The organism is Agrobacterium sp. rho-8.1 (assembly GCF_033957725.1).
Classification (GTDB): domain Bacteria; phylum Pseudomonadota; class Alphaproteobacteria; order Rhizobiales; family Rhizobiaceae; genus Agrobacterium.
Genome location: NZ_CP192794.1, coordinates 38,313 through 61,638 on the forward strand (window position 1 = coordinate 38,313; position 23,326 = coordinate 61,638).

Below are 23,326 nucleotides of genomic sequence, written 5' to 3' on the forward strand. Positions count from 1 at the left end.
GGCGCATCTCAGGCGGAGACAAAGGAAACTCGTCGAGCAGTGGAAGCCGTAATGACTGACTACGGTAATCCTAACGACGTTCGAGCATACCTTAAAAACAATCCAGTTGGATTTGATCGCCTCTGGCTCAGGCGACCGTCTGGCGAGGAGATCATCGCGCTGTATCGAGACTACCGTCTCGGCCTTGCAATCGTTCCCTCTCAATGTTTGAACCTCTCGTATTTTTGGCGTGACGTGAACGATAGGAATGTTGGAGTCACCGTCGCGGTTGGCCTCTTCGATGTTCTCTCACGTATGCAGGTCTCGCTATCGACTATGGCCGGCACTCCAGTGCCGTTCATCTTGAACAGTGGCTATCGAACACCTGAGCACAACGCAAAGCTTGAAGGCGCAGCCGTTGCCTCGGAGCATTTGAACGCAAGGGCAAGCGATCTAGGTGTGCCAGGCTTCGCCCCGCCAATCGTTGCAAATTCCGGCAGCATGCTCGGCGCTGGCGGGATCGGCGTCTACCCGAGTTTCACGCATGTCGATGTCGGCGCACCTGGTCGTCGTTGGAGAGGATGAACATGATCGATTATCGTTGGTCAAAGCTATCGCCTAATTTTTTCGGCCTTCACCCATCATTCCTCATTTTCTTCCCACTATGGCTCGGAGCGGTTTCGACCAGCAGTGGATTAGGCTACATCGTCTTCATCGCAGCACTTCTCTATATCGTGTACCTGGTGCTCGCAGGACGTAGACAGCTTGGCCCTCTCGAATACACGAACTACCTATGGTGCCGGTTCGTGCTCGGCTTTGAATGGCGCGTCCGCGAATGGTAGAAAGGCTCGACAAAAGATCCGACATGGTTGTTGCTGCCGAGTTGATGCTCCGCCAGTTCTTTGGGCGGAAATCGGCAGATAGCAGCGTGAAGCAAGCTCAAGACGAGATCACCAGGCAGATCCTTAAGTTCATAGGTGGTGACGACGCGGAGCGGGACTTCGTTCGGTCTGAGATTTCCTTGCATAGCGACAAGGGCGTGTCGCCAATATGGCTGTCATCCGAGTTCACTCTTCCCCTATTCGCGCTCGCTGCAGAAGATCTGTGTGATCTCCTTTCGCCAAGCGGAAAGGGCTTTATTCGGTGCGATGTGGCAGCGGATGAGGACGCATTTTTCGGCCTCAAGCTCGTGTCTGTTACCTCTGAGGAACTGTCGGAAACGAGAAATCACGAGTTCGACCTCTACGCTTTGGCCGGCACGAAACGCTACCTGGATAGCGCGGCCGGAATGCGCAGCGTTCACGACCTGGTGGCGAAGAGATTGGCGGCACTGAACACGAAACCTTGGTAGAGGGCAGAAGTATGGATACGGACGTCGATGAAGTCGCCGGGGCTCGACAGGCACCACCGCAGAATTTGGAAACCAAAATCGCGCTGGTTCGCCGCCTGTTCCCCAAAGTCGATGCCGAACCGTTCGCAGCGAAGATCGCCTCGATCGATGAAGCTAAAAACGGACGGGTCATCCTTCATTTTCACGAAGACGACCGGCTCGACGTTGAACCTCAAAAAGAACGTGTCAGACAATTTGGGTTCGGTGCTCAAGCAAAAGCGTTGGGCATGGCAATTGCAGATTCAACACTTGCCCGATTTTTCCAGCATCCCGACGATGATTGGGGCAGGGCGAAAAGTCCTTCAAAGCCGATCAAACTTGCCCCACTTACCCGCGCGGAATGCCAAGCCCTCGCCGAGAAATGGCAAGCAACAGGTTTCACCGATATTTCGATCTCTAAGAGGGGCGTCCTCGTGGAGATTGAGAGCCGGTCCTGGCTGCTTGATCGCGGGGATGAGGCGATGCTCCAGGGAGAAACTTCAGACAAGGCTATCACAGCGCTGATGTTGAAGGCATCCCGCGATTGGAACAACAGGATCGAGTTAATTGGAACCGAAGACTATAAGGCACGAGCTTGGAAGATCGCCCAGGAGACCGGGGTGACCGTGGTCGGCTACGAACCGCCCGCAAGCCTCGAAATTGGGGGTAAAAACCCGCAAGCCGGACCAGAAAACGTGCCCAATGTCTCCCAAACTGAATTAGATCAGAAACAATCCAACAACGTTGAGACACAAAAGGTTGAACGTCCTGATGTAACAACAATGACGGGAAAATCAGTTGTCACTACTATCGTGACCGGAAGCACAGCGATAAAATCAGCTCCGAGTTTGGCATTGAGCGATATTGTGGCCGCAGCGAACGACGATTCGTACGATGAAGCTCCGTTCAACGATGACGGGCCGTCCATCTGAACGCTCATTTATGTCATTTGTGGCTATTTTGTACGCATCACATCATTGACATGCGATGGTTTGACATGATTATCGTAGAGGTCGTGCATAGTTTTGCGCGACTAATCTAATTGTTTGCGAACCACAATTATCTAGGATTGATGTCATGGCTCTTTCTGTACGCGACTTCAGGACCAGGCAAGGCTCTGGACCAGTTAATCTGGGAAACGTCCACGTTAAGGTGGAGGATTATCTCAGAGATCAACAGGGTCGGGCGTATGCTGTGCAAGGCACAAACCTAAAAGACGGTTCAGAGGTCGTCATTCGGCTTGCTGACCCTGATCGTTTTGCGAAGCTGTACCTAAATCCCAACGAAGATCTCGCTCTCCGCGTCAAGCAGGCCGAAGAGCAAATAGCAAGGCGCACAACGATGCGTGAGATCGGAGCGGCGCGCGGGAACAAAGCGGTGCCTATCGACGGGGTTATCTCCATTTCCAACGTTCGGCCGGATCTGGAAAACGGTGAGCTTTACGGCCGTTGGCCGAATGCGGTGGTAACTGATCCTGAAAAGGAAGTTGCTATTCCGGCCACATTCGAGGTTCGTACCACCCTCGCAAAGCATGACGGTAAAGAATTTAAGACAGCGTTCATCCAGGCATATTTCCCGAAATCGGCTCTTCCTTCAGAGGAGGTCAATCGGGCAGCTCTTGATAAAATGCTGAGCGGTAGGCTACTCGACACGGGTGCCGACATGCGGACGAATATTGCGGTAACCGTCAAACTGGAAGACGAGACCGGAACTTACGCGTTTCGGCCGAAGATGACGCAAGATGCGTCCGGGGCGTACACCACGACGAAAGACGTTGAGACCGCTTTGTCGGGCAAGATAACCCGACTTAATGAAGCGGTCGCAGCAGTCGCTGTTGCAGCGAAAGCGGGCATACCGTTCGAAAATTTGCATATCGAGCTGCCGAACCAGGTTGGCGATAAACATGATGCGCTTCGGAGCCTCTACGAAAGTGTAGCCGATGGCTCGACACCGGCTACGTTTATCCCCGGTGCTACACTGCAACCATCTCGGTTCATGGTTGATGCCGTACTCGGCCGTAAGGTGGATCAGAACGGCAACGTCTCAAACGTTCGCACGCCTGAACAAGACTTGGTGGATCGCGGTTTCGTCAACGGCATGCTCGGTGTTCGCTACATCTCCAACGAGACCGGTGAAATCGTTTCACCGGTCGTTAAGGCGATGTTCCCTGATGGAAAGCTGCAAAAAAAGGAGAGCGAATATTTTGTTCGTCACGACTTAGCGGCTGTCGGGTATGAAACCTTCTTGGCCACACATTCTCCTTCGTCGGAAGACACTCCCAGGCTAGGCCATATTGAGCCTGCAAGACAGCCATCTGAAGATCGTCAACCGCCAGCGCCTGACAACGATTATGCGGTCGATGAAGAAAACGATCACATCTATTCCGATCCAGCCCCTGATTTTTAAGGGGTATCAGCATGAGCGACCAAGCTAAGGTTTTCATGCCCGAATTTCGGACCGAAGGCTTTGGGGCGGCAATCTTGTCGTCCCGACTTTCCGGGGTCGGGAAAAGCGTCGGATTTTTGTATTTCGAAGAGCGTACTGATCCTCGTATCAAGCGCCTCTCACAGGTTCTTCAACGAAATAACCTCCAGGTAATCCGCGAAGGTACTCTTGGTACCGGTCATGCTGTGTTTCTGCCACCCGGCCTTCACCTTGGCCGTCGCCAGTGGGCTGCATTGGGCGTGCCAGAATTTCGCCTCCAGACACAGCAGTTTTACCACGATTTGTCGTCTCCTGCGTCTCTGAAACAACTCCAAGACCGTGCTTTTGCTGATCTCGGCGTCAAGCCAGAGAATGTCGCAGCTCGCCGGATAGCATCAAACAGGTACATGCAGGATGTATTTGACGGCATTCTCGGCCGCGCAATCGTCCAGAATGGCACCTGGCATGCGGAGTGGGAGCCAGGTAAAGACGGACGCAGAAAGGGGGAGGCTCGACCTGACTCCTTCATGCGCGGCATCACTGCTGAATCCTTTTCCGGTTCGGCTCGCGGCATCGCTATGATGATCGCGAATGGTGAGAAATTCGACAATCCGCGAATGAATTTGCTGTACTCCGCGATCATCGCGAGTGCGCCGCACCTTTCCGATACGCCTGGATTTCGACGCCTAGACCTCAATGAAGAGGTGGAGGGGCAACTCGCAACTCTGATAACTCCTGTCGGCCGACGCGCTGATAACATCCACGATTTCAATATTAGCCTCGATTCCAACCTCGCCGCTCATCAGGAGCGCAATGGCACTCGGCTCAAGCTACAGCAATTTTCGACTCCATTTCCAATCGCGCGATCGGCCTTCGATGTCCTTTTGCCTCAAGATGGTGACCGACTTCTTGAACCGACGATTGGCAACGGTACGCTCGTGTCGTCATTCCTTGGCCGGAACATCGATATCACTGGCGTAGAGCTTGATCCCGCTCGTGCGGGGCGGTCTGGCAGGCTTCTTGAGAGCGCAACTGTCATCGAAGGTGACTTCGTCAAGGAGGCTGCGAGCCTCGGCCTCGGCCTCGACTTCGATATGTTTGTTGCGAACCCGCCGTTCGAAAACCTTGAGACGAACCAGCTCGTTCACGACAGGCTTGGGTCTCGAATGACGCTTCGTCGTCTCGACCACCAAATTGCGTATGAAGGTCTCCAGCGCTTGAAGCCCGAGGGTAGGGCGTTTCTTGTTTTGCCGGGCGATATGATCACCAACGGGGCGCTCGACGGCGCCAGGCGGTTTTGGGACAATTACCTGCGACAGACCTATCACGTTGCTGGATCTGCTTGTGTTGACGGGCGGCTATACCGGAAGATGGGTGCTGAATTTCCGGTCCTTCTTTACGCCCTTGGTCCGATGCGGGATGTTCCGCTGTCAACCGAAGAGCTACGAGACCTCGAGGTTGAAGCCCTTCCTTTATTGGTCACGCATGATGAACTTCTATCGTGGGCAGACGTAACCCGCGAGCGGATGATTGAGCTGACGGGTCTCCCTTCGACCGAGCCGGGATATACCGATCAGGGCCGGGTCCAGCGGGAGCCGGCTGCTGCCGTGGCCAGCAGGCCGTCATCGCCGCCAGTCGCATCATTGCCAAAGCATGGCAATGATGCTTCGGACGGCGCGGTTGCATCCGAATATCCAGGAACGCCAAGCAAGACTGCGGGTAAACCACGGTCGCAAACGGCGCAACCGGCTGGTTCAGCAGTTGAACCGAACGAAATACCGGAAGCTGTAGCGGACCCGGCTCCCATACCACCGGATGGTCAAGAGCCGACAGCTTCCGGTATTCCGGCGACAGCGATTACATTGGTTGATGACACTGAAGACGACGTGTTCGTCAGGTCATATGAGCCGTTTTCGAACTGCGGCGAAGCACAGACGAAAATCCAGAAGAGCTTGCAGGGGCTTACATATCGGGCACTGATCGACGTTGAGGCAAAGCACGGTGATGTTGACGATTTCGTTGCCAGCAAGCTCAACATTCCGGTTTCCGAACCCGGCAATTTTGTCCAGTTCGACACGACATTGTTTCCTGCAATGAAGGATAGCCGCATAGCGTTGGAAATGGCGCGGGTTCTCGATAAGGAAATCCGCTTCGTGCCTGGGCTGATCACGCGTGTGCAATTTAGGCCGACCGATCCTCTAAACCTCAGTGCCTGGAAGCTTGACGTAGCGTCGCCTGGGCAAACCCACGTCGACACGGTAGGCCTAACGGGTGCCTTCGGCGTGCTGGCCGACATGACCTCGGAGGAGCGCAAGGAGGCATTCCCAGGCCATGAAACTCCACGGTACGCTTTTACGGTGAGTGCGATCGGCGTTTACGGTGAGTTTTTGGATAGCAAACCTGAATACGCGAGCCAACATCTCACACCCTATATCTATGGGGACCGCCATGCGGCCAACATCGCCGATATCAAAATTCCGCGGTACCTCGAAAATCCTATCCAATACCTTTCGACGCGGAACGAGGGCTTCCGTGACTTCATAAGACACGCCTTCGATGACGCGCCTGCCGGGCAAGTGAAACGTGAGCGCTATGCTCTCGATGGTAACATGTTCCAAGCTGTGAAGATCAGCCAGGGCAAACAACGCCTTGGTGAAAAGGCCATCTATACGACCTCATCCGGCGAAGTACGTCATGGCGTCATTCTCAAAAATGAAAACGTGTCGAAGCTGATCGGAAAGCTCGAAAGTAACGTTGCCGCCCTTTCGGTGCCGCTCGATAAGACGCATCCAGAGTTGATTCAATCTTTCATAGATGTGTATCGCCGGATCTCAACTCTCAACGATCTTGGCTATGCTTACTCGAACTATGGGCAGATCGATTCGAGAGCGCGCGAATATCTCGTCAATGACTTAGCAACGCTGTTTTCCGATGGCTTGGATACTCCAGGCGTCTACGATTACGCCGATAAGCATCTGCTCAGCATCGTCAACGACATGCGTAAGGCCATGTCATCGAAGGCGGTAAGCGAGGTTTATGTGGGATCGGATGTATTTATCGAGGCCGGCACGGACATCTCGAAAACACAGACCATCGAGCGGGAATGTTTCCAAGACACTCATAAGAAATGGGTTGAAGTCAAAACGGGCTTTTCGCCTCTCGGCCTCGCTACCCATGCGAAGGGCATCGGGGGTGACGACCTACATCTTGTCTTTGCCGGTTCAACCTCGGTCCTCCTCTTCCATAAGAAATCAGAACTGGTCGCGAAAGCGGGCGGAGATATGGAGCTGCTGGATCGTGGTACCAACAAAATCGACAAAGCGAAACTGACCAAGGGCGTGCTTGCGACTTCATCTTTCCGCACCGAAGACGTTGCTCGTCTCCTACACGTCGTTGCGAAGGAGTCCAGCAGCAACATTATGGTTCGAGGTCCAATTGCTGGTGTTCAGGGCGCTCTGACGCTCCACCACGCGAAGGCTCACGAGTTTGCGGTAGATCTCGCTCTGAAGAACGGAAACCGGCGTCTTGAAATGTGAAATTAACAGAATTGTCAGCTTATTTGACGAATACACCAAAATGGATGTACGGTTGCACGAGAATCGGATCAGTGCGCGATTCTCGTGGGCCATTGTCCGCGCAACACAGGGAAATAGCAACCGAAGCAAATTGAATATGAACAAGGGCTTGAAACGCGAAAAGGCCCGTCTCTCGACAAGGCCTTTTCCGATGATTGCAAGTCTGAAAGCTAACTTGCCGAACTAAACAGGGTTTCTGACGCTCCTGCAGGGTTCTGGTCAACCGATCTCTCGGTTAACGCAGTTGATGGTTTAAATACCATTTCTGCGAACGGGAGACAAGTGCTTTCTAGCTATTTGCAGTCGAACGGCCCTCTCTTGGAGAGACCAGAGGACATGACAAAAGCACACACCGCAATGCAGCATGCACAGCCGACAACTATGAACGGATTGATTGGTGATATTGAAGAACGTCTCAAGCGTATAGTCGGAGCAACACGCTCGAATAACCTATCGCGTTCAAGCCGTTTAAGCCCATCGACCTACATGGAAGCTTGCTACAGCGCTTCTGACCGTTATCGCAGCGAGGACCGCGCGAAACATTACGAGTTCCTAGACTTCATTCATCGCATTCGCTGCGCCATCAATGCATTCGCTTCTAGGATGCAGGCGGCAGCTTGCGAGCGGACCTATCTTTCGGCCCTTATCGACGTGATGGTCCTTCGTCCTTCAGCGGTACTGCGGGGCAACTATCACGTCAGGTTGTCAGCAAGGGAGGCGGAAGAGTACGTTTGCCTCTCCGCTTCGTCCTGCACCGCCGCTCGGCGCGGCCTAGTCGAAAAAGGCCTTATCTCGATCGAAGGAGATCAGGTAGATTTGTCGCCGTTTATCGAAGCACTTCAGCCTTTGTTCGAGCCGGTAGAACAAGAGAAAAGAGGGGCGGAAAAATCAGTTTCCCTCCCGAAGGATCAAGCACCTCTGCCAAAAAACAAGGACCTTCCCCTAACAGTTAATGTTCCTTTTAAAAAAGAAACAATAACAATGTTTGGCAGCGAGGATTTGTTTTCCCGCGAGGCAGTTAAGGAAACGATCGCTCTTTCACCGAAACTTCAAAAAGCCATTGAGGATCTGCTCGGATGCGATTACCGCGATGCTCCAGACGATGAGATCGTCAAAGTTCTTCGCGCTGCGGCTATAAATCTTCTGCCCGTTGGGTACGACAACGGCCGTGCTTGGGATCGTGGTATCAGACATCATGGGCTCCGGACGCTGGCGATCCTCGTCGCCGCACTCGAAAGCACCGGCATAAGCCATCGCGGAAAGTGGTTTTGGGGACTTGTGAAACGAGAAACCGTAGACGTTTCATCAAATCTCAGAAAGTTGGTCTCTGCTCGCGACGAAAAAACAAATGCTCAAGCGTCGGCTGCTACTGCTATCGTCAAGCGAGAGGTGCGAACCGCTACCAACGAACGCCATGCAGAAATTTGTAAGATCGCACTCAGCGCCATGGACGAGCTAAAGGCATCTGGCAAGGTAGAAGCTGACGAATATTTCTGGATGACCGCTCCGAGTAAATTCCAGATCAAGGTTGAAGATAACGTTGTTAAAATAGCTATACGTCAATCAACGCGGAGTGACGATAAATCAACGTTGCGTATTATCGCAGAGGCTGTTGCTAAACGTGTCGGTCACACAAAAACAATCTATGATTTCGGTGCATTTGCTGGTATCGACTCCTTGTCAGCGTTCAGATGATCGATTTGAAATGGATTTGCTTGGATGAGCACCGTAGACGAGACGATAAACACGGTACTGCACGCACCGCTGATTGAATTGTTGTCGCATCGTGGTGATGATAAGCTGCGGACAACGCGTCGGGTAAACGCGTTCCTGGCTGTTTTTATGGATATTGAAGTTACTAAGCTTTCTGAGGCTATCAGGTCTCGAAAGGACAAAGCGGACGGATAGGAGAGGGTGATGGTGGGATACCGTGGTGTGGTGCTTGGTGGTGGCTTGCTTTTTGCGGCTGCATTCGGTGGTGCTTCGGAAAGTTTTGCGGCTGCGTGCGGCGTTGAGCAGGCGGCGCAGGCCGCTCTACAGCGGCGTCTGGCGGTTATAGACGCGGCAAAGGTCAACCCGTCTGAGTTTTTTACTGGCGCGAATTCTTGTATCAGCCCCGATCTTCTGAAGAGTTTTGACCTATCGGCCATGATCCCCGACCTTGCGGGGTTCCTCTCGGGTGGCATCCAGGGGATCGCTCAGCAGGCCATCAACCAGGCCAAGCAGAAAGCCTGCGATATTTTGAACGAACAGGTCAATGGCGTGATTGGTAAAATCAATGACACGACATCCTCGTTTAATTCGGGGCTTACCGGCGATCTGGCCGGTATTCTCGGAAGCTCGTTTTCGATCAGTGCTCCGTCAGGTGCCAATTACGGCTCTTACGATCTGTCGTCCCTTGGTGACGGCTTTGACTTCAACGGCCTTCAGGGTGCCGTGAACAACGTCGGGAGCAGCATTAACACTACCGTTTCCGAAGGTGCCAGCTCGGTCGTTACGACGATGGACAATGCGGCTCAAAGCGCTGGCAGCGCCGCCTCGGCCGTCGAAGCTGAAATACCGAATGTAACCGTGACGCCGAACAACGGCACAAGCGGTGGCGCGAGCTGGCTGAAGGATTGATTGGAGTAGACTTTATGCGGAAGTTGATATCCTCGGCTCTGTTTTCTGCTGGTGTGGTGTTTGCCGCGCCTGCCTTGGCGGCTGGCGACCAGAGCGGGATCATCACCTGGCAGACGTTTTTCCAACAACTGCTCTCTTCGGTGAAAATCGACACCGCGCAGACCAACACCAGTAGCCAACAGGTCGCAAACACCTCACAGAAATCGGGTGAGGCGAAGATCAGCTCTGTTTTGCAGAGCCGGGTGAATATGAAAATGGCTGAGGCGAAATCACGTTATAACTACGAGACCGGCCAAGGTTACAATGCGTGCATGATCTCTGTTGGCATGTCTGACATCGCCAAGGCGCGTGAGGAACGGGTTCAGCATGGCAAGAGCGTCGGCTCGCGCGACAGCGCCTGGCTCGCTGAGGGGAATGGAAACACGGAAGACACTCTCAGCTCTATGATCGCGCTCCGCAAGGAAGTCTATTGCTCCGATCAGGAGAAAGAAGATCTCGGCCCCTACTGCCAGACCTCATTGAACGGCTACGACGCCGGTAACACGGATGCGTCGGTATGGCTTGCACATCGCGGATATGGTGCCGAAGAAGCCATGACGGGCATGGATTACGTGGACACGGTAGCACCTCTTCCAACCGTGCCGGAAAAAGGCACGACACGCTCTGATCTGGCTCTTCAGAGAGCTGAAGCAATTCGATCCGGCGTGATGCGGAACGCCGCCCGGACAACCCTGCAGAACATCATTCTGGACGGCATGTCCGGTACATCAGCGACGGAGTGAAAAAATGAAAAGCATTGCAAAGCTCTTCGGATTTACGGGTCTCGCTTCGGCACTTATGGCCAGCTCAGCACTTGCTCAGTCATGCCTGGTGACCGGGGTGCCAGTCGTGAACGCTCGAACCGCCTTACTCGGCCAGACTGTGACGGCGTATATGGCAGCGGGTACAGCGCAGTTGATCGCCCTCCATGAATACCAGACTGAGATGCTGATCAGTGCCTTGAAGACGGGCGTGGCGCAGACAGCGTCAAGCAATGACCAGATATCCACGACGGTCGTAAAATCCAATGAAGCGACCGCTTCGGCATATGTATCCAGCGACCAGGCCATGCAGATCATGGAAGAGTCTGACCGCTACCAATCGCTCGGCTATGATTCGTGTGGCGTGCAGTCCACCATGGAAACTTTCCACAGCGCTTACAAAAGCACATTCACAGCCGGTCCTGCCTATACAGGCAGCGTCAAAGCGAAACCAGGCGTCATTGCAGATCCAAAGGCCTATTATTCTGATATCCTCAACGGCTCAAATCTGAGCGCGCAGGCTCTTTTCAACGGGGACACGGCGGCTGCGTCCGAATACATGAACGCTGTCATGGGACCGCCGGACACGATCGAGAAGTCTCAAGCCGAAGCGGCGACAGGCGGCATCTTCTTGCAGGAAAAGCTAAACCGCGATGCCCGTAAATCGGTTGCCTTGCGGGCCATGGATGAGATTGCAAAAGAAAATGCACCAAATGGGGCCAAGGCTGCGCTGGACGGTGTAATTGAAGGGTATATCGGCGACGATGGCGGGGAGAAATGGGCCGCGTCGATGGCCGGTAGCCATGAGCGGGGCATCCTGCTGGATGCAGTACGCATTGAAGCTGCCAACCTCGCGTCCCTCGCCTACGAGATCCGGCAACAACAGCGGACAGAGATGGTCACCGCGACCTATGCGCTATCGCGCGCTGAAAAGCTGATTGGGGCGAATGGCAAGTCGAGACCCGCCATCATGCTGCCTGGCAATCAGCAGGCATCGAAATAAGGGGAGACGCATGCACAAGCTATCTAAACTGGCGGCTTCGACTGCCTTCGCAATAGCCACATTGCCTTTCGTCACCGTGGAGGAGGCCGCTGCTGGCGGCGGCTTTTGTCCGATTGCCCCCGATGCCGCTTGGACATCCGTCCACGACACAACGACAACGGCGCTTAACACCGCCTTCGACACGAACAAAAACCTGATTTTGCAACAGATGACGTTCGCTTATCAGCGCATGATGAGCGCGGTTAAGGTCGACACCAGTCAGCAGAATGTCGATGGCCAGAAGGTATCGCAGGCCATTCAGAAGTCGGACGAGGCGTTAGCCAGCACGATGACGCAGACCGATGTGAACAAGCAGATTACACAGGCGCACGCTGATTTCGGTCCTGATGGGCAATCTGTGAATGCCTGCGAGACGGCTGTTCTGATCGATGAGGCCTCCAGCGCAATGTCGGTCTACAAGAACTCGGCAAGGGAATACATGACTCCAGAGCGTGTTTATGCTGCACCTGGCTCGACAAAAACACCGCAGGAAGCGATCCAAGATACGCTCGCCAAGCATCGCCAGAAATACTGCACTGCATCAGAGGCGGCAGCGGGCCTATGCAGCGGAGCCGGCAGTGAGCCAGCCGCTGACGTTGAAGTAGCGACAATCTTGAATGCCTCGGCTTCAGCGGACGCTAAGGACGCTTTCATCAATAACCTTGTGGGATTGCCGCTTGCGAAACCAACTGCGCAGGAAGCCTCCACGGCGCGAGGCTCCATTCTGATGATCGAGTCGATGCGCGCGGAGGCCGTGAGATCACCGGCAATGGTGTCGATCGCGGCGATCCGTGCAATGAATGAGGGCGGCGGCGGAGCTGATGCCGATGGTTCTTCGTTCAATGCATCGCTCGATGCACTCATGGACACATATGGCGGCGGCAGCGGCTACAACGCCTGGTACACAGAGCTTGCCACCAAGAACGAGCGAGGGCTGATGCAGGAGCTGAACAAGCTTCGGGCTCTCAGCATCAAAATGAGGACATTCCGATCGGAGAGCAATTCCCGCATTGCCGCGACCATGGCAGCAGTTCTCGCCCTAGATGCGGATCAGAGGTAATTCACTATGGCGAAACTTTCCAAAAGCCTCTTTGCCGGCGATCCGGCTCCCGATTTTGAAGCTGGCGACGATTTTGCACAGCACGTTTTTGCGGAAGAGACATCCACTGAAGGCTCGCCTCATGCTCCAACCGCGTTTGAAAGGCTTGTCGCAATTTCTGAGCGGACATCAGGTGAGGCGCTTCCTGTTTCGAGGCCAATAAGCGCGCATGAGGTCGAGGACGATCTCGATGTCGTGCCAGGCAACGGGGAATAAAAGTTGGAAGTTGTTCGCGATAAAGAGCACGCCAAGCCGCTAGTTGATGCCCGTAGGCTGACGCGCAAAGCGAAGCCGCTGGTTGCGCCAGCCGATGCAATCTCTGCGATCCGGGAATCAAAGGTGATGACGGAAGATCAGGTTAACCAGCTTGAGCTTTGCCCCACCTTCCAAACGCAGGACTACGTCATCTTTCTCATCAATGACACCAGCGGGAATGAGCCCAAGCTCGTCCTTTGGGCATATGCGGAGAAATTGTCTGACAATTCAGGATTCTTGCTCTCCTACGGGTCAGGCAGCGCGAACACCGTCATGAAGATCCGCGCATGTGCCAAGCTCACGCTCGATCCCTCATTGCAAAATGCGCGATTTCAAGTTGCGTGCGAGCTGAATGATGACGGCGAGGAAGTGACGTTCAAGAACGATCTTCAAAATGAGCAGTTCGCCAGCTCGATGACCGAGATCGTCAACGTGGAAGGTGGCGGTAGGAGTCGCCTGGCTATCTCTTCAACGGAAGAGCATCTGCATGATGTGCACGATCAACCAAGCCAAGAAACTAGCGCGGCTGAAGTTGAAGAAGATTTTTCCGACGACGGCGGCGGAGACTGAGCTATGCAATGGTTTGACCTGAAAAATCTTGGAGCGAAGCTAGAGCGGTCACAGGAAGCGAGTGGAGCTTACTTTCTCAAATTGTCGTTCGAGAATACAGCCGAGGCATCGGCAATTATCGGCTCTGCACTTGAGGGATGGGTTGCCTCCGAGGAAAAGCCAGGCATCGAATTCAAAAACTACCGAGACTTCTCGAAGATCTCTACAATTGTTGCTGCCCTTGAGCCTTTCTTCGACCGGGATCAGGTGATCATGGCGAAGGTAGATGCGGGAAAGCTTCGCCAGGGGGAAGAGCTGCTTGGCTTCACGAACCCGATCGGGGCTGATCTTGTTCAGGCTCTCTATCCAAGCAAGGACACTGTCGCGCAGGATCTCGTTCGCATGCTCGATGGCGACAAGCGCAATAAGATCATTGCACGCGTGGTGGCGGCGCAGGACATCATGGGGATCACGCCCTCTGTCGTTCCCTTCGATGGTCGAGCTGTCGAGGTCTGGCACCAGTTAGCGTTACAAATCGGGTATTTTGACGCAACCGCAACCATGTCGGCGGCCATCTTGAGAGCCAAACTTGCTGGTGAGGTCTTCCGCCCTTTCCAGGAAGCGGTTCTCAACGCTGCGGAGATCGGCCGGGGCGTTCCGCACCTCGATCATCGGCTCGAATCCGATCAACGAGCTTTGAGGCTCGCTGAGCACCTACAGGAACAATACGTTCAGTTTGGTGATCGAGATCACGGTTGGGACGAGGCATATTTCTACCGCGGATTCACGCGGGCGATAGAAGCAAACTTCGCTGTTTGGGACGGGAAAGCCCTCGGATCGCCTCAAATCGAGCCGGAAAGCTATAGCGCGAAGTTTGTCGCCGACCCATCCATGCCGGGGAGCTGGAAAAGTGGCATTTTCATGCGCGTTTCCATGGCGATGGAAAAAGCCGCCGAGATGCTGAAGATACCTCCGCGAGATCTCTTCGCGGATAGGACCATTTTCCATCTAGGCAAACGCATTGGTGCCGATGATGCGCTTGGGTACCAGCGTGGCTTCCGCCCGAAGGTCGCGGGCGAACTCGTTTCGATGCGTACGATAAAGATGAGCCCCAGCGCTGCCGGCGTCGTCGTCCACGAAATGGGACATGCTATCGACCTTAGCCATCGTCATCACCTGAAGGTCGAGGACGCCGAAGCCATCCTTCTCGATGATACGGGCATTCGCCAGTATATCAACTGGCTGGTCGATCAAAACGCTCATGTCTCGGAGAAGCATGCTGCATATCTCAAGAGCCCGGTTGAGATGATCGCGCGGAGTTTTGAGGCAGCAATGGCCGATCATATGCGCAGATCCGGTGACAGCGATTTTGTTTCCGGTGGGGGGATTGTCGCCCTCAACGGTGGTTTCGACCACGCCCCCCATAGCGATTTGACAGAACGATTTGTGGCGGGCCTCGCAGAGGTCATTTCGCTAACGCGCAAGTACCGCTTTGAAGCCTCAGAAGAGAAACGAGCCGGCGCATCGCTCTCGATGTGACGCGCCTACTTAGGGACGAACCGCCATGGCAGCAGGTGATCCAACCGAATCCGTATCCGAGATATTTGTTCCAGTTGACGGTGACTACGCCGTTTCAATTCTGGAGCGAATTTTCGGGAGTACGGTTTCATCGCTGATCGGCAGTAGTGACCCGGTGGCCGGGAAAGCGATTCTCACTACCGTGATCGGTACGTTCAACGTTGCTGTTCTTTTCTTCGCAACCGTTGTTGCGGCATATATGATGTACCAGCTTTTCCTTGATACAGCCCGCGATGGGGAAGCGGGTGGGCGAGAGACCAACCTAGCCGTGACCACTCTTCGCGCTGCTGGCGGCGCTGCTCTTCTCCTTCCTGTTTCAAGCGGGTTCTCCGTCATTCAGATCCTCGTGCTTCAGTTACTGCTTTGGGGATCAGGATTGGGCGACTACGTCTGGAAGGAAGTCGCCACACAGATGACGACCTCGGCGACATACACGGCGTCGAATACGAATAACGCTGACTCGTTCATGACGGCAAAAAAGATGTCCAGCGTTCTCGCGACAAGGACGGCCGGTTTCCTGTGCCGGCTGCACATGAACAAGATATCTAACACGTTGGGGACAGGGGAGCCTGTAGCGCCAGTAGGTCCGGAGACGGTGAAGACCTACGTGCGGGGCGACGACGGAAAATTCTATGATGGCTCTGTGGTCTGGTATTTTAGTTCAGGAGATGCCTATAGCGCCAGAAATGAGCTTTGCGGCAGCGTCAAGCTCGTCGGAAGTCCGATGCCGACCACTTCGACCGTTGATACCTCCGTTTACGAGTCGACAAAGACATTTGCCGAAGATCTTACGAACCTCACAAACAGCACCGTGCGCGGCAAGGCAGTAACAGCGGTTCAGAACCTCGACATTACTGCCCAGGCGATTGCGCAGAGTATCTTTGCCGGTGAGCGTAATACGGTGAAAATTCAGGCGGATATTGCGAAGGCCGTTGCTGATCAGACGACGAACTACATTACAGGTGTGGATAATGCGGTCTTTGTGAGCGCCGAAGCATCGGGGATGAACCAGCTTAAAGCAAGTTTCTTGGGCGCGACAACGGATAATGGTTGGATGTTTGCAGCGACATGGCAGCGTGCTCTTGCCGCTTACGTCACAAAGCTCAACAACGCCCGCAATCAACTGAGCTTTATCAACTCGACCGAAATGGACCCCAAAGCTGCCGCCACATCATTTCTTGGTTGGATCTCCGGGTACAACAACACTGAAGAGCGTCTTTTCGCTAGTGCCGACGCCGATTTCGCTTATTTCCAGACATTTGAAGGCGCTTTCTTGGAGGCTGGCGAACCTAATGCGAGTGAGAAGACCACTTTGGAAAAGGTGGCAGCGAACAACCAAGAGCGCTCGTCCATGGCGACCATGCAGTGGATGTACTCGTTCATGTTCTCGCACGCCAAGGCTGGTGGTAGTGATGCGGATCAAAACCAGTGGAACGATCCGCTCATTGAAATTCAGGAGTTGGGCCAGACGGCCATCCTCGCAGCCGGCGTCACTATTGCTGCCGCTGGCGCAACAGATCTTGTAGGAACCGGGCTAGGTCTTGCGTCCCTAGCTACCGGCAATTTCCTGGCTGCTGCGGGTTCATTTGCCGTTTCTTACACTGCCGAAGTCATTGGCTATCTTGGATACGGCCTAATGGTTTTAGGTATGATCCTGGCGATCATGCTGCCATTTTTGCCGTTCGTCTATTTTCTATCCGGAGCGATCGGTTGGGTAATCATGGCGATCGAGGCAGTGATCGCGGCACCCCTTTGGATTCTGCTGACCTTTGCGCCTCACAAGTCGGGCGATATCATTGGGACGAACAAACAGGGTCTGCTGCTGATGATCGGTGTATTCTTCAGGCCGGTTTTGATGATCTTGGGGTTATTGGCTTGCTTTTTGGTCATGCGGGTGGGCCTGGACTTCATTAACATTATGTTCAGTGGGATCTACATGATCATCGCCCCTGACTTTGATCTTACGAACATGTTCCTCGGCTTCGGGCTCTTGGTGATGTACGTGCTGACACTTATTGCACTGGTTACCAACTGCTGCGCGATCATCACCGGCCTCGGCGATGCGGTCATGGAATTCATTGGCGTGCGTGTGAGCATTCTCGGTGCGAACGCCATCGCATCTCAGGTGGAAGGCGCGCTTAACCCGGTCGGTCGCGGTGCCCAGGCGGGGATTGGGATCGGCGAAAATTCCACCGCCGGCTTGCAGAAGCGGCTTGGTAACGCAACAGGTAAGGATTCCAAAGCTGGATCTGCTTCAGGGGCGACGATAACGAAGTTCCTGAACCGCAAGGGTGGTGGCAACGGCGGTAAGGCGGGATAAGGGGTTTCCTATGGCACAGAACGCTAGTTTCAGGGGCGTATCGAGGAACATCGAAATCACGCCCAAAAACAGGCGCGATGATGTCAGAACCCTTCCGCGTCGCATCAGTGATGCCCTGGATACGCCTTCGGGCGTACTCTGGTTCTTCATGTCAATCGCGATTGCGACGGTTACGGTAGGGCTCTACCTCCCGTTGGCTGGTGAGATTGCATTCGTTGCAGCGCTTTCGACCTATTTCATGAAATTCCAATATGGATCGCGGAAGTGGCAGACCTCCTTCAGGGTGCCGGCATATCTGCATAAAATGACAGGCAGGGTTTACAAAGACGCTTCGACAGGTGGCCGCAAGGGAGAAGGCCTCTACTACCTTGGGATGGATCTGGAAACAGACGAGGAGCTGTGGACTGCTGCGAACGACTTGCGAACTCATAGGCTTGTGGTCGGCACAACGGGCTCCGGTAAGACCGAAGAGATTATGGGGAACATCTTCAATTCCCTCGTCCTCGAATCCGGTGCTATCCTAGTTGACGGAAAATCTGATCCAAAGACCTTTGCCAGCGTTTTCCGCGTGTGTCGTGTACTTGGCCGGGAAGAAGACCTTCTCCTGATCAATTACATCATGGGCGGAAAGGACTTCGCCAGCGGTCTCGATGCTCGGCGAACGAATACCTATAATCCGCTCTCTTCGGGAAGCGCCGCGATGAAGGCGGAGTTGATGGTGAGCCTCCTGGACAGTGGCTCAGGTGGCGGAAACTCTGATATGTGGCAGGGGCGCGCGATCTCGTTCTTGGAGGCGATCACGCCGCCGCTGTCCTTCCTGGCCGACAAGGGTCTTTTGCTGTTCAACAGCAAATTGCTGAGTGATTTTTATATCCTCACGAACATCGAAAATCTCGTGTGGTTCGGAATTTTCCGCGATCAGAATGGTAAGATTGTCGATCTGCGCAATGGTAGCGAGGATTATCGTCGCATCTACAACGATCTGACGAATAAGTATTGCGGTGCGTTGCAGCTGTACCTCAACAACCTCCCTGGATATGAAGCTCCCGAGAAACCTCACCGTCCCACGAAAATGGACACGGCAACTTATGAAGAGTTCCAGCGCCAGTTCGCGGTTCTCGAGCGAGATCGTAACAAGTCCACGCCTGAAGAAAACGGCGAGAAAAAGAAGGGCGGCAACGACCCGTCTCGCGCCAAGGTCCTTGAACAGCACGGCTTCATCACGATGCAGCTCGTTCGCGCGACAGGGAATCTGACCTTCAATTATGGTCACATCTATTCAGATGAGATTGGCGAGATCAATTATCGCGATGTCTTGCTCAACCGTCGCGTACTGCTGGTGCTTTTGCCTGCTCTTGAACGTTCAAAGGCGAGCATGGAGCAGCTTGGGAAGATGGCGGTTTCAGCGATCAAGGGCGTGCTCGCCACCCTGCTCGATACACCGCTTGAGGGTAGTTATCGGAAGATCATCGAGGGACGCCCGTCGAACGCCAAGATTCCTTACTCGATCATCTGCGACGAGTATGGCTACTACGTCGTTCCTGGCTTCGCTGTAGCTCCAGCACAGGCTCGCTCATATGGAGTTTCGCTGACGTTCGGGACGCAGGATCTACCTTCGCTATCGAAGGCAGACAAGGCGGAGGGCGAGGCGACATGGGAGAACACGAACCTTCGGCATCTTGGTCGCATGACCGGTGGTAAGGAATCTGAGACCTTCAAGAAATTCGACGGTGCGGCCGGCCAGGCAATGGTTCAGGTTTCGAAATCCATGAGCTACCAGCGTGGTCGTCTCGATGGCTTCAAGATTTCCAGTGATAGTTCTGTCGAGCATGTCGGCCGTCTCGATCCTGACGATCTGATGCAGCAAGCAGATGGCGAATTCCATCTGATCGTTGGAACGAAAAGTGAAGGGCTTGGAGGCGCGCGCGTCGTTCGCTATCGGGCGTTCTACACAGGGGACGTGCCCGAACCTGATGAATTGCGCCTGGTACCCTATGTCCAGGTCAAGACCTTCTCTGACAGCGAGCGGTCCACTATTGCGAGGAACGAGGCGATAGCGTCCAACGTGAGCAAGCTCTCGTCTTCGGAGTTCGATGCGGAGATCCGCCAGTCGGCACTGTTTGCAAACGTTGAAAGCGATATCATCGCAAAATTCCTTTCAAAATGTGAGACGGAAGCGATCGAGCTGAGCAATAGCCAGATCAGAGAGTGGCTTGATGACTACGATCGGGAGGCTCTTGAAAAACGTAAAGCTGTCGCAAGCACAACGGTGAAGAGCGACATCATTGCTTTGGTAGACCGGATGCTTAAAGAGGCGATAGACTCGAATGGCTGTAAAGCCCTGCATAGGTCGGCTGTTGATGCGCTGATCAACCAGTGGGAAAGCTATGATGACGAATCGGGTGGCATAAAAAAACACGATAAAGAGCGTTTAATAGCACAGGATAAGACGTTTAAGGCGCACTCAACGTTGCTTGAGAACGTTAAAGAGCAGGCTTAACGTTAATTCACTTGCGGTTTTATGCTGTAGTGTTATAGTAGTTGCATAAAAGGAGAGTGCCATGGGATTCTTTCAGGATTTTGTTCAGAACTTGCAGCGGACGCCGACTGAAAACCACGCCGCTATCGAGAAGATGCATCCTGGCTACCTGGCTCGATTGGAAGCTCAGCGCAAGCGCGATGCAGCACTCGCCAATTTCGCTTCTGGCAATCGCAACACCGGGTTCGGAGGCTCCATGTCCGATACCTCTAACCCCGCTGTCATGGCCCATCAGATGGCTATGCGCGGTGCGCTCGATCCGAATGTGGCCTTCAGCCTCGGCGTACCAGGCGCACCGACCGGCACCGGGAAAATGCGTGGCCCTGGCAGTTACTACGAGGGCTGATTTTATTGATTGTCATCAGGTGGCCCGCAACTGGCGGGCCATTTTGTTTTCAGATCGATACAGGGCGTGCTTCTTGCCACTGTCCTAAATTCGAACTTCCCTTCCACGCTTGTACATCCGCCATGATGGCGGCTAGAGGCCCGCGTACTCGAACCCCACGAGTGGCGGGCTTCGATTTTGCTGCCGTCTTTAGAAAAACGCCGTTCGTTTTTCAGGACGAACGACGCTTAACGGTGCGAGCACCAGTCCCCTATTTCCAAATTCAGGGACAGACAAAACCTATGGTGATTTTGAGAGATTGTCGTTGTGCAGATCTGCATGTTTGCATCTCGCTCAAAAGGCATCCTCATCGTCGGTTTTGATCACAGCACCGTCATCGAGTGATTGAAGGTTTCGAGCCATTTTCCTGATCTCTCTATCTGTCAGAGAGGATCTTGGTGTACGGCGTCTTCGCCGCACCGGACTTCCTTTAGCCCGAAGACTGGAGGCGACTGCGAAGCCAGCGACTTTTGCGGGATCATCACCATGAGCCGCCCTGATCTGTAACAGGGTGTGTGCGATCATTTGAAATTCCGCAACGTCAACCTCGGCAATCTTCACCATGCGACGAGGTATCATTTCGGCGGGCAGCAACAGGATCAAGTGCGGGGGAACTGGATAACGGTGGTCTTTCCCAAGCTCCTCAAGAACGTGCGTCACGTCTTTTAGGAGCCGTTCGCCAACACCAAGCATTTTAAGAAAATAAATATGCTCTTCCAGTCGGCTGTAAGGCAGGTCCTCAAAATCAACTGCCATTGTCGTCTTTCCTCGTGAGGCTTTCAACGAGTGCAGCCACTTGACGTTTGCCTTCTGGATCTCGAATCCGAAGGAACGCGAAGTTCAGTTCCTTTCCAGCCTTGGAGCGGACGAAACGGAACATATCATCATCTGCTTGTTGTTGCTCAACAAAGGGGAGCCCGCTGCGTTCAGGATCGTACTCATAGAAGTATTGGATTGGCACCTTAAAGAGCTTGGATAAAGTATCAATTTGATCGCCGCGTAGGCGGTTCGTTCCATTTTCATATTTCTGAATCTGTTGCCTGGCCACCGATAGCGCAGCGCCGAGATCGGCTTGGCTTAGGCCATAGACTATGCGTTGAAATCTTACCTTCCTCCCAACGTCGATATCCGCTTGGCTAGGAGCTTTGGAAAGATTTGCGTTCGCCATCGCTGCTTGCATCCATTCAACCTGTTAATAGCGTCAAGCCTTGATGACATATTCTGGTTTGAGGGGCACGCCTGCTTCCATGTTTACGCAACATGGCGGAATAGGGATCAATCTCCCGTCAGCCAAATGGCGGATGTGGCCACGTCGCCAGTGCGGTCGCACCGTGTAACTGCCTTCGCCTCGTTTGGCCGCAGCGGCTTGCTGGCTGGCTCTGATGTCAATGACGACCATTGGGCCAATCGGCTCCCGTCCCTTCTGTAGGCGCTGTTTGTTGAGCTTTACAGGGGCGGGTTCGTCGCGGCGGATTGCTTGGGGAGTGGCGAGTGCTCCGATCAGCGCGGCGGCAACCTCGAAACCCAGATCCGTGAGGTGCATAGTTGATGGATTTTGAGCATCGCTGACAAGGATATGCTTGTGATCGCCAATGGCTTTGAAGCCATGCTGATTTAGGAAGATCACGCCGTCGCGCCGCTTTGTCTCGTACATCGAGCGGACAGACAGTGAGGCAGGCTTGCCTGTGCCATCGAGAATTCGCTCACAGTAAGCGGCCATGTGAACCACATCGGCGCTTACCTTCTGATCCCACGAGATCCAGAAACTGTCGTGGGGGATAGGCGCAATGCCCGCGTCCCACAGCTCGTTGGAAAAGTCGGTGAACGTCTGAAGGGTATCGTCGGCAGACTCTGGATCGAGGAAGCTAAACGAGAATTCGGCGCATGTTGGAGCCGCCTTCTGAAGGTGGCTGACAAATTGCTCGAGCGCTCCCGGCTCCCACGGCTCCATAGCTTTGAAGCGGCGTTCCTTCAGGTGCTCAAGGGCTTGATATAGTCTCATACGCACAAGCTTTCGGTAGATTTGCCGCTCATCGCGCTATCCTCTTGTGAGAGTCCGGACGGACACCTAAAAAAACCAACATTTAGCGTAAATCGTTGCGCGGGTTGCGCGCAATATGGAGTAAAAATGAAACTAGCGTTCATCGCTGTCGCGGCTTTTTTGTATTTGCTGCTGCCTTTCCACGCGTCAGCGCAGTATTACGAGCGAAATTATGATGGCCCGAACGAATATTGGGAAGGCGACCAGTACCGATATAACGATCCATACTCTGATCCGCAGGGATATGATCGCGCGCCTCTGTATGAGGAAGGTGCGCCGGGCTCGCGCGAGCCGTCCGCAAGAGGTGGTCGGGGCTCTATCGAGATCATCACCAGCGAACATACCCTCTATTACACCACGCCTTCAGGTGAACAGTTCACCTACCCGATTGCTGTCGGAAGAGAGGGTAAGCAATGGTTCGGGACGACCCGTGTGGTGTCGAAGAAGGAACATCCAGAATGGCGACCAACGGCGGAAATGCGCCGAAAGAACCCAAACCTTCCTGCCGTTGTAGATCCGGGGCCATCGAATCCCTTGGGAACGCGAGCGCTGTATCTCGCTGATGGCCTCTTGAGAATCCATGGCACGAACGATCCTTCTTCAATAGGAACGAACGCTTCCAGCGGATGCTTCAGAATGTATCGTGAAGACGTGGAAGAGCTGTATGAGATGGTTCGAGCGGGAACGCCTGTTACCGTCCACCAGTAATACTGTTTGAATGAGCAGCCGGGGACTGTCTGTCACGTCGC

General features: G+C 54.0%; 21 protein-coding genes. 18 read left to right on the plus strand and 3 right to left on the minus strand.

Annotation, left to right across the window (positions count from 1 at the left end):
• Positions 1 to 51: 51 nt before the first annotated feature.
• The 17 genes from RMR21_RS26110 (at position 52) to RMR21_RS26190 (ending at position 20,497) form a co-directional block, all read left to right on the plus strand.
• A complete protein-coding gene (locus RMR21_RS26110; protein ID WP_234625022.1) occupies positions 52 to 564 on the plus strand; it encodes a YcbK family protein in 513 nt (170 codons plus the stop codon).
• A gap of 2 nt (positions 565 to 566) precedes the next feature.
• Positions 567 to 821: a hypothetical protein gene (locus tag RMR21_RS26115; protein WP_234625021.1), complete on the plus strand. Its 255-nt coding sequence runs from the start codon at positions 567 to 569 to the stop codon at positions 819 to 821.
• Between the two features lie 23 nt (positions 822 to 844).
• Positions 845 to 1,330 (plus strand): hypothetical protein, encoded by a 486-nt coding sequence (locus tag RMR21_RS26120; RefSeq protein WP_234625020.1) that lies wholly within the window; start codon positions 845 to 847, stop codon positions 1,328 to 1,330.
• 11 nt (positions 1,331 to 1,341) lie between these two features.
• On the plus strand, positions 1,342 to 2,280 hold the full coding sequence (locus tag RMR21_RS26125; RefSeq protein WP_320188632.1) for an LPD7 domain-containing protein: 939 nt from the start codon (positions 1,342 to 1,344) through the stop codon (positions 2,278 to 2,280).
• A 145-nt stretch (positions 2,281 to 2,425) separates the two neighbouring features.
• Positions 2,426 to 3,754 (plus strand): hypothetical protein, encoded by a 1,329-nt coding sequence (locus RMR21_RS26130; protein ID WP_320188633.1) that lies wholly within the window; start codon positions 2,426 to 2,428, stop codon positions 3,752 to 3,754.
• 11 nt (positions 3,755 to 3,765) lie between these two features.
• Positions 3,766 to 7,308, plus strand: a complete 3,543-nt coding sequence (locus RMR21_RS26135; protein ID WP_498672879.1) for a DNA methyltransferase family protein — start codon at positions 3,766 to 3,768, stop codon at positions 7,306 to 7,308.
• Positions 7,309 to 7,683: 375 nt separating this feature from the next.
• A complete protein-coding gene (locus RMR21_RS26140) occupies positions 7,684 to 9,042 on the plus strand; it encodes a hypothetical protein (RefSeq protein ID WP_234625016.1) in 1,359 nt (452 codons plus the stop codon).
• 222 nt (positions 9,043 to 9,264) lie between these two features.
• On the plus strand, positions 9,265 to 9,969 hold the full coding sequence (locus RMR21_RS26145) for a hypothetical protein (RefSeq protein ID WP_234625015.1): 705 nt from the start codon (positions 9,265 to 9,267) through the stop codon (positions 9,967 to 9,969).
• Positions 9,970 to 9,983: 14 nt separating this feature from the next.
• Positions 9,984 to 10,751: a hypothetical protein gene (locus RMR21_RS26150; RefSeq protein WP_234625014.1), complete on the plus strand. Its 768-nt coding sequence runs from the start codon at positions 9,984 to 9,986 to the stop codon at positions 10,749 to 10,751.
• A gap of 4 nt (positions 10,752 to 10,755) precedes the next feature.
• Entirely contained in the window at positions 10,756 to 11,772 is a 1,017-nt protein-coding gene (locus RMR21_RS26155) for a hypothetical protein (RefSeq protein ID WP_234625013.1), read from the plus strand.
• A gap of 10 nt (positions 11,773 to 11,782) precedes the next feature.
• Positions 11,783 to 12,871, plus strand: a complete 1,089-nt coding sequence (locus RMR21_RS26160; protein WP_320188638.1) for a hypothetical protein — start codon at positions 11,783 to 11,785, stop codon at positions 12,869 to 12,871.
• A gap of 6 nt (positions 12,872 to 12,877) precedes the next feature.
• Complete coding sequence (locus tag RMR21_RS26165) at positions 12,878 to 13,126, plus strand: hypothetical protein (protein WP_234625011.1); 249 nt, start codon at positions 12,878 to 12,880, stop codon at positions 13,124 to 13,126.
• Between the two features lie 3 nt (positions 13,127 to 13,129).
• Positions 13,130 to 13,735 (plus strand): hypothetical protein, encoded by a 606-nt coding sequence (locus tag RMR21_RS26170; protein ID WP_234625010.1) that lies wholly within the window; start codon positions 13,130 to 13,132, stop codon positions 13,733 to 13,735.
• 3 nt (positions 13,736 to 13,738) lie between these two features.
• On the plus strand, positions 13,739 to 15,253 hold the full coding sequence (locus RMR21_RS26175; RefSeq protein WP_320188639.1) for a hypothetical protein: 1,515 nt from the start codon (positions 13,739 to 13,741) through the stop codon (positions 15,251 to 15,253).
• 25 nt (positions 15,254 to 15,278) lie between these two features.
• Positions 15,279 to 17,612, plus strand: coding sequence for a DotA/TraY family protein (locus tag RMR21_RS26180; RefSeq protein WP_234625008.1), 2,334 nt, complete (start codon positions 15,279 to 15,281; stop codon positions 17,610 to 17,612).
• Complete coding sequence (locus RMR21_RS26185; protein WP_432331069.1) at positions 17,587 to 20,112, plus strand: TraM recognition domain-containing protein; 2,526 nt, start codon at positions 17,587 to 17,589, stop codon at positions 20,110 to 20,112. The genes RMR21_RS26180 and RMR21_RS26185 overlap by 26 nt, the downstream gene beginning before the upstream one ends.
• 61 nt (positions 20,113 to 20,173) lie before the next feature.
• A complete protein-coding gene (locus RMR21_RS26190; protein WP_234625006.1) occupies positions 20,174 to 20,497 on the plus strand; it encodes a hypothetical protein in 324 nt (107 codons plus the stop codon).
• Between the two features lie 333 nt (positions 20,498 to 20,830).
• On the opposite strand, the gene RMR21_RS26195 is transcribed toward RMR21_RS26190, so the two are convergent.
• The 3 genes from RMR21_RS26195 to RMR21_RS26205 are packed head-to-tail and all read right to left on the minus strand — an operon-like array spanning position 20,831 to position 22,487.
• A complete protein-coding gene (locus tag RMR21_RS26195) occupies positions 20,831 to 21,292 on the minus strand; it encodes a hypothetical protein (RefSeq protein WP_234625005.1) in 462 nt (153 codons plus the stop codon).
• Entirely contained in the window at positions 21,282 to 21,716 is a 435-nt protein-coding gene (locus RMR21_RS26200) for a helix-turn-helix domain-containing protein (RefSeq protein ID WP_234625004.1), read from the minus strand. Before RMR21_RS26200 ends, RMR21_RS26195 begins: the two co-directional genes overlap by 11 nt.
• A 21-nt stretch (positions 21,717 to 21,737) precedes the next feature.
• Positions 21,738 to 22,487, minus strand: a complete 750-nt coding sequence (locus RMR21_RS26205; RefSeq protein WP_320188641.1) for an AcrVA2 family anti-CRISPR protein — start codon at positions 22,485 to 22,487, stop codon at positions 21,738 to 21,740.
• A gap of 177 nt (positions 22,488 to 22,664) precedes the next feature.
• On the opposite strand from RMR21_RS26205, the gene RMR21_RS26210 reads away from it, so the two are divergent.
• The gene (locus RMR21_RS26210) at positions 22,665 to 23,285 is read left to right on the plus strand and encodes a L,D-transpeptidase (RefSeq protein ID WP_320188642.1); all 621 of its coding nucleotides are present in this window, start codon (positions 22,665 to 22,667) and stop codon (positions 23,283 to 23,285) included.
• The last annotated feature ends 41 nt before the right edge of the window (positions 23,286 to 23,326 follow it).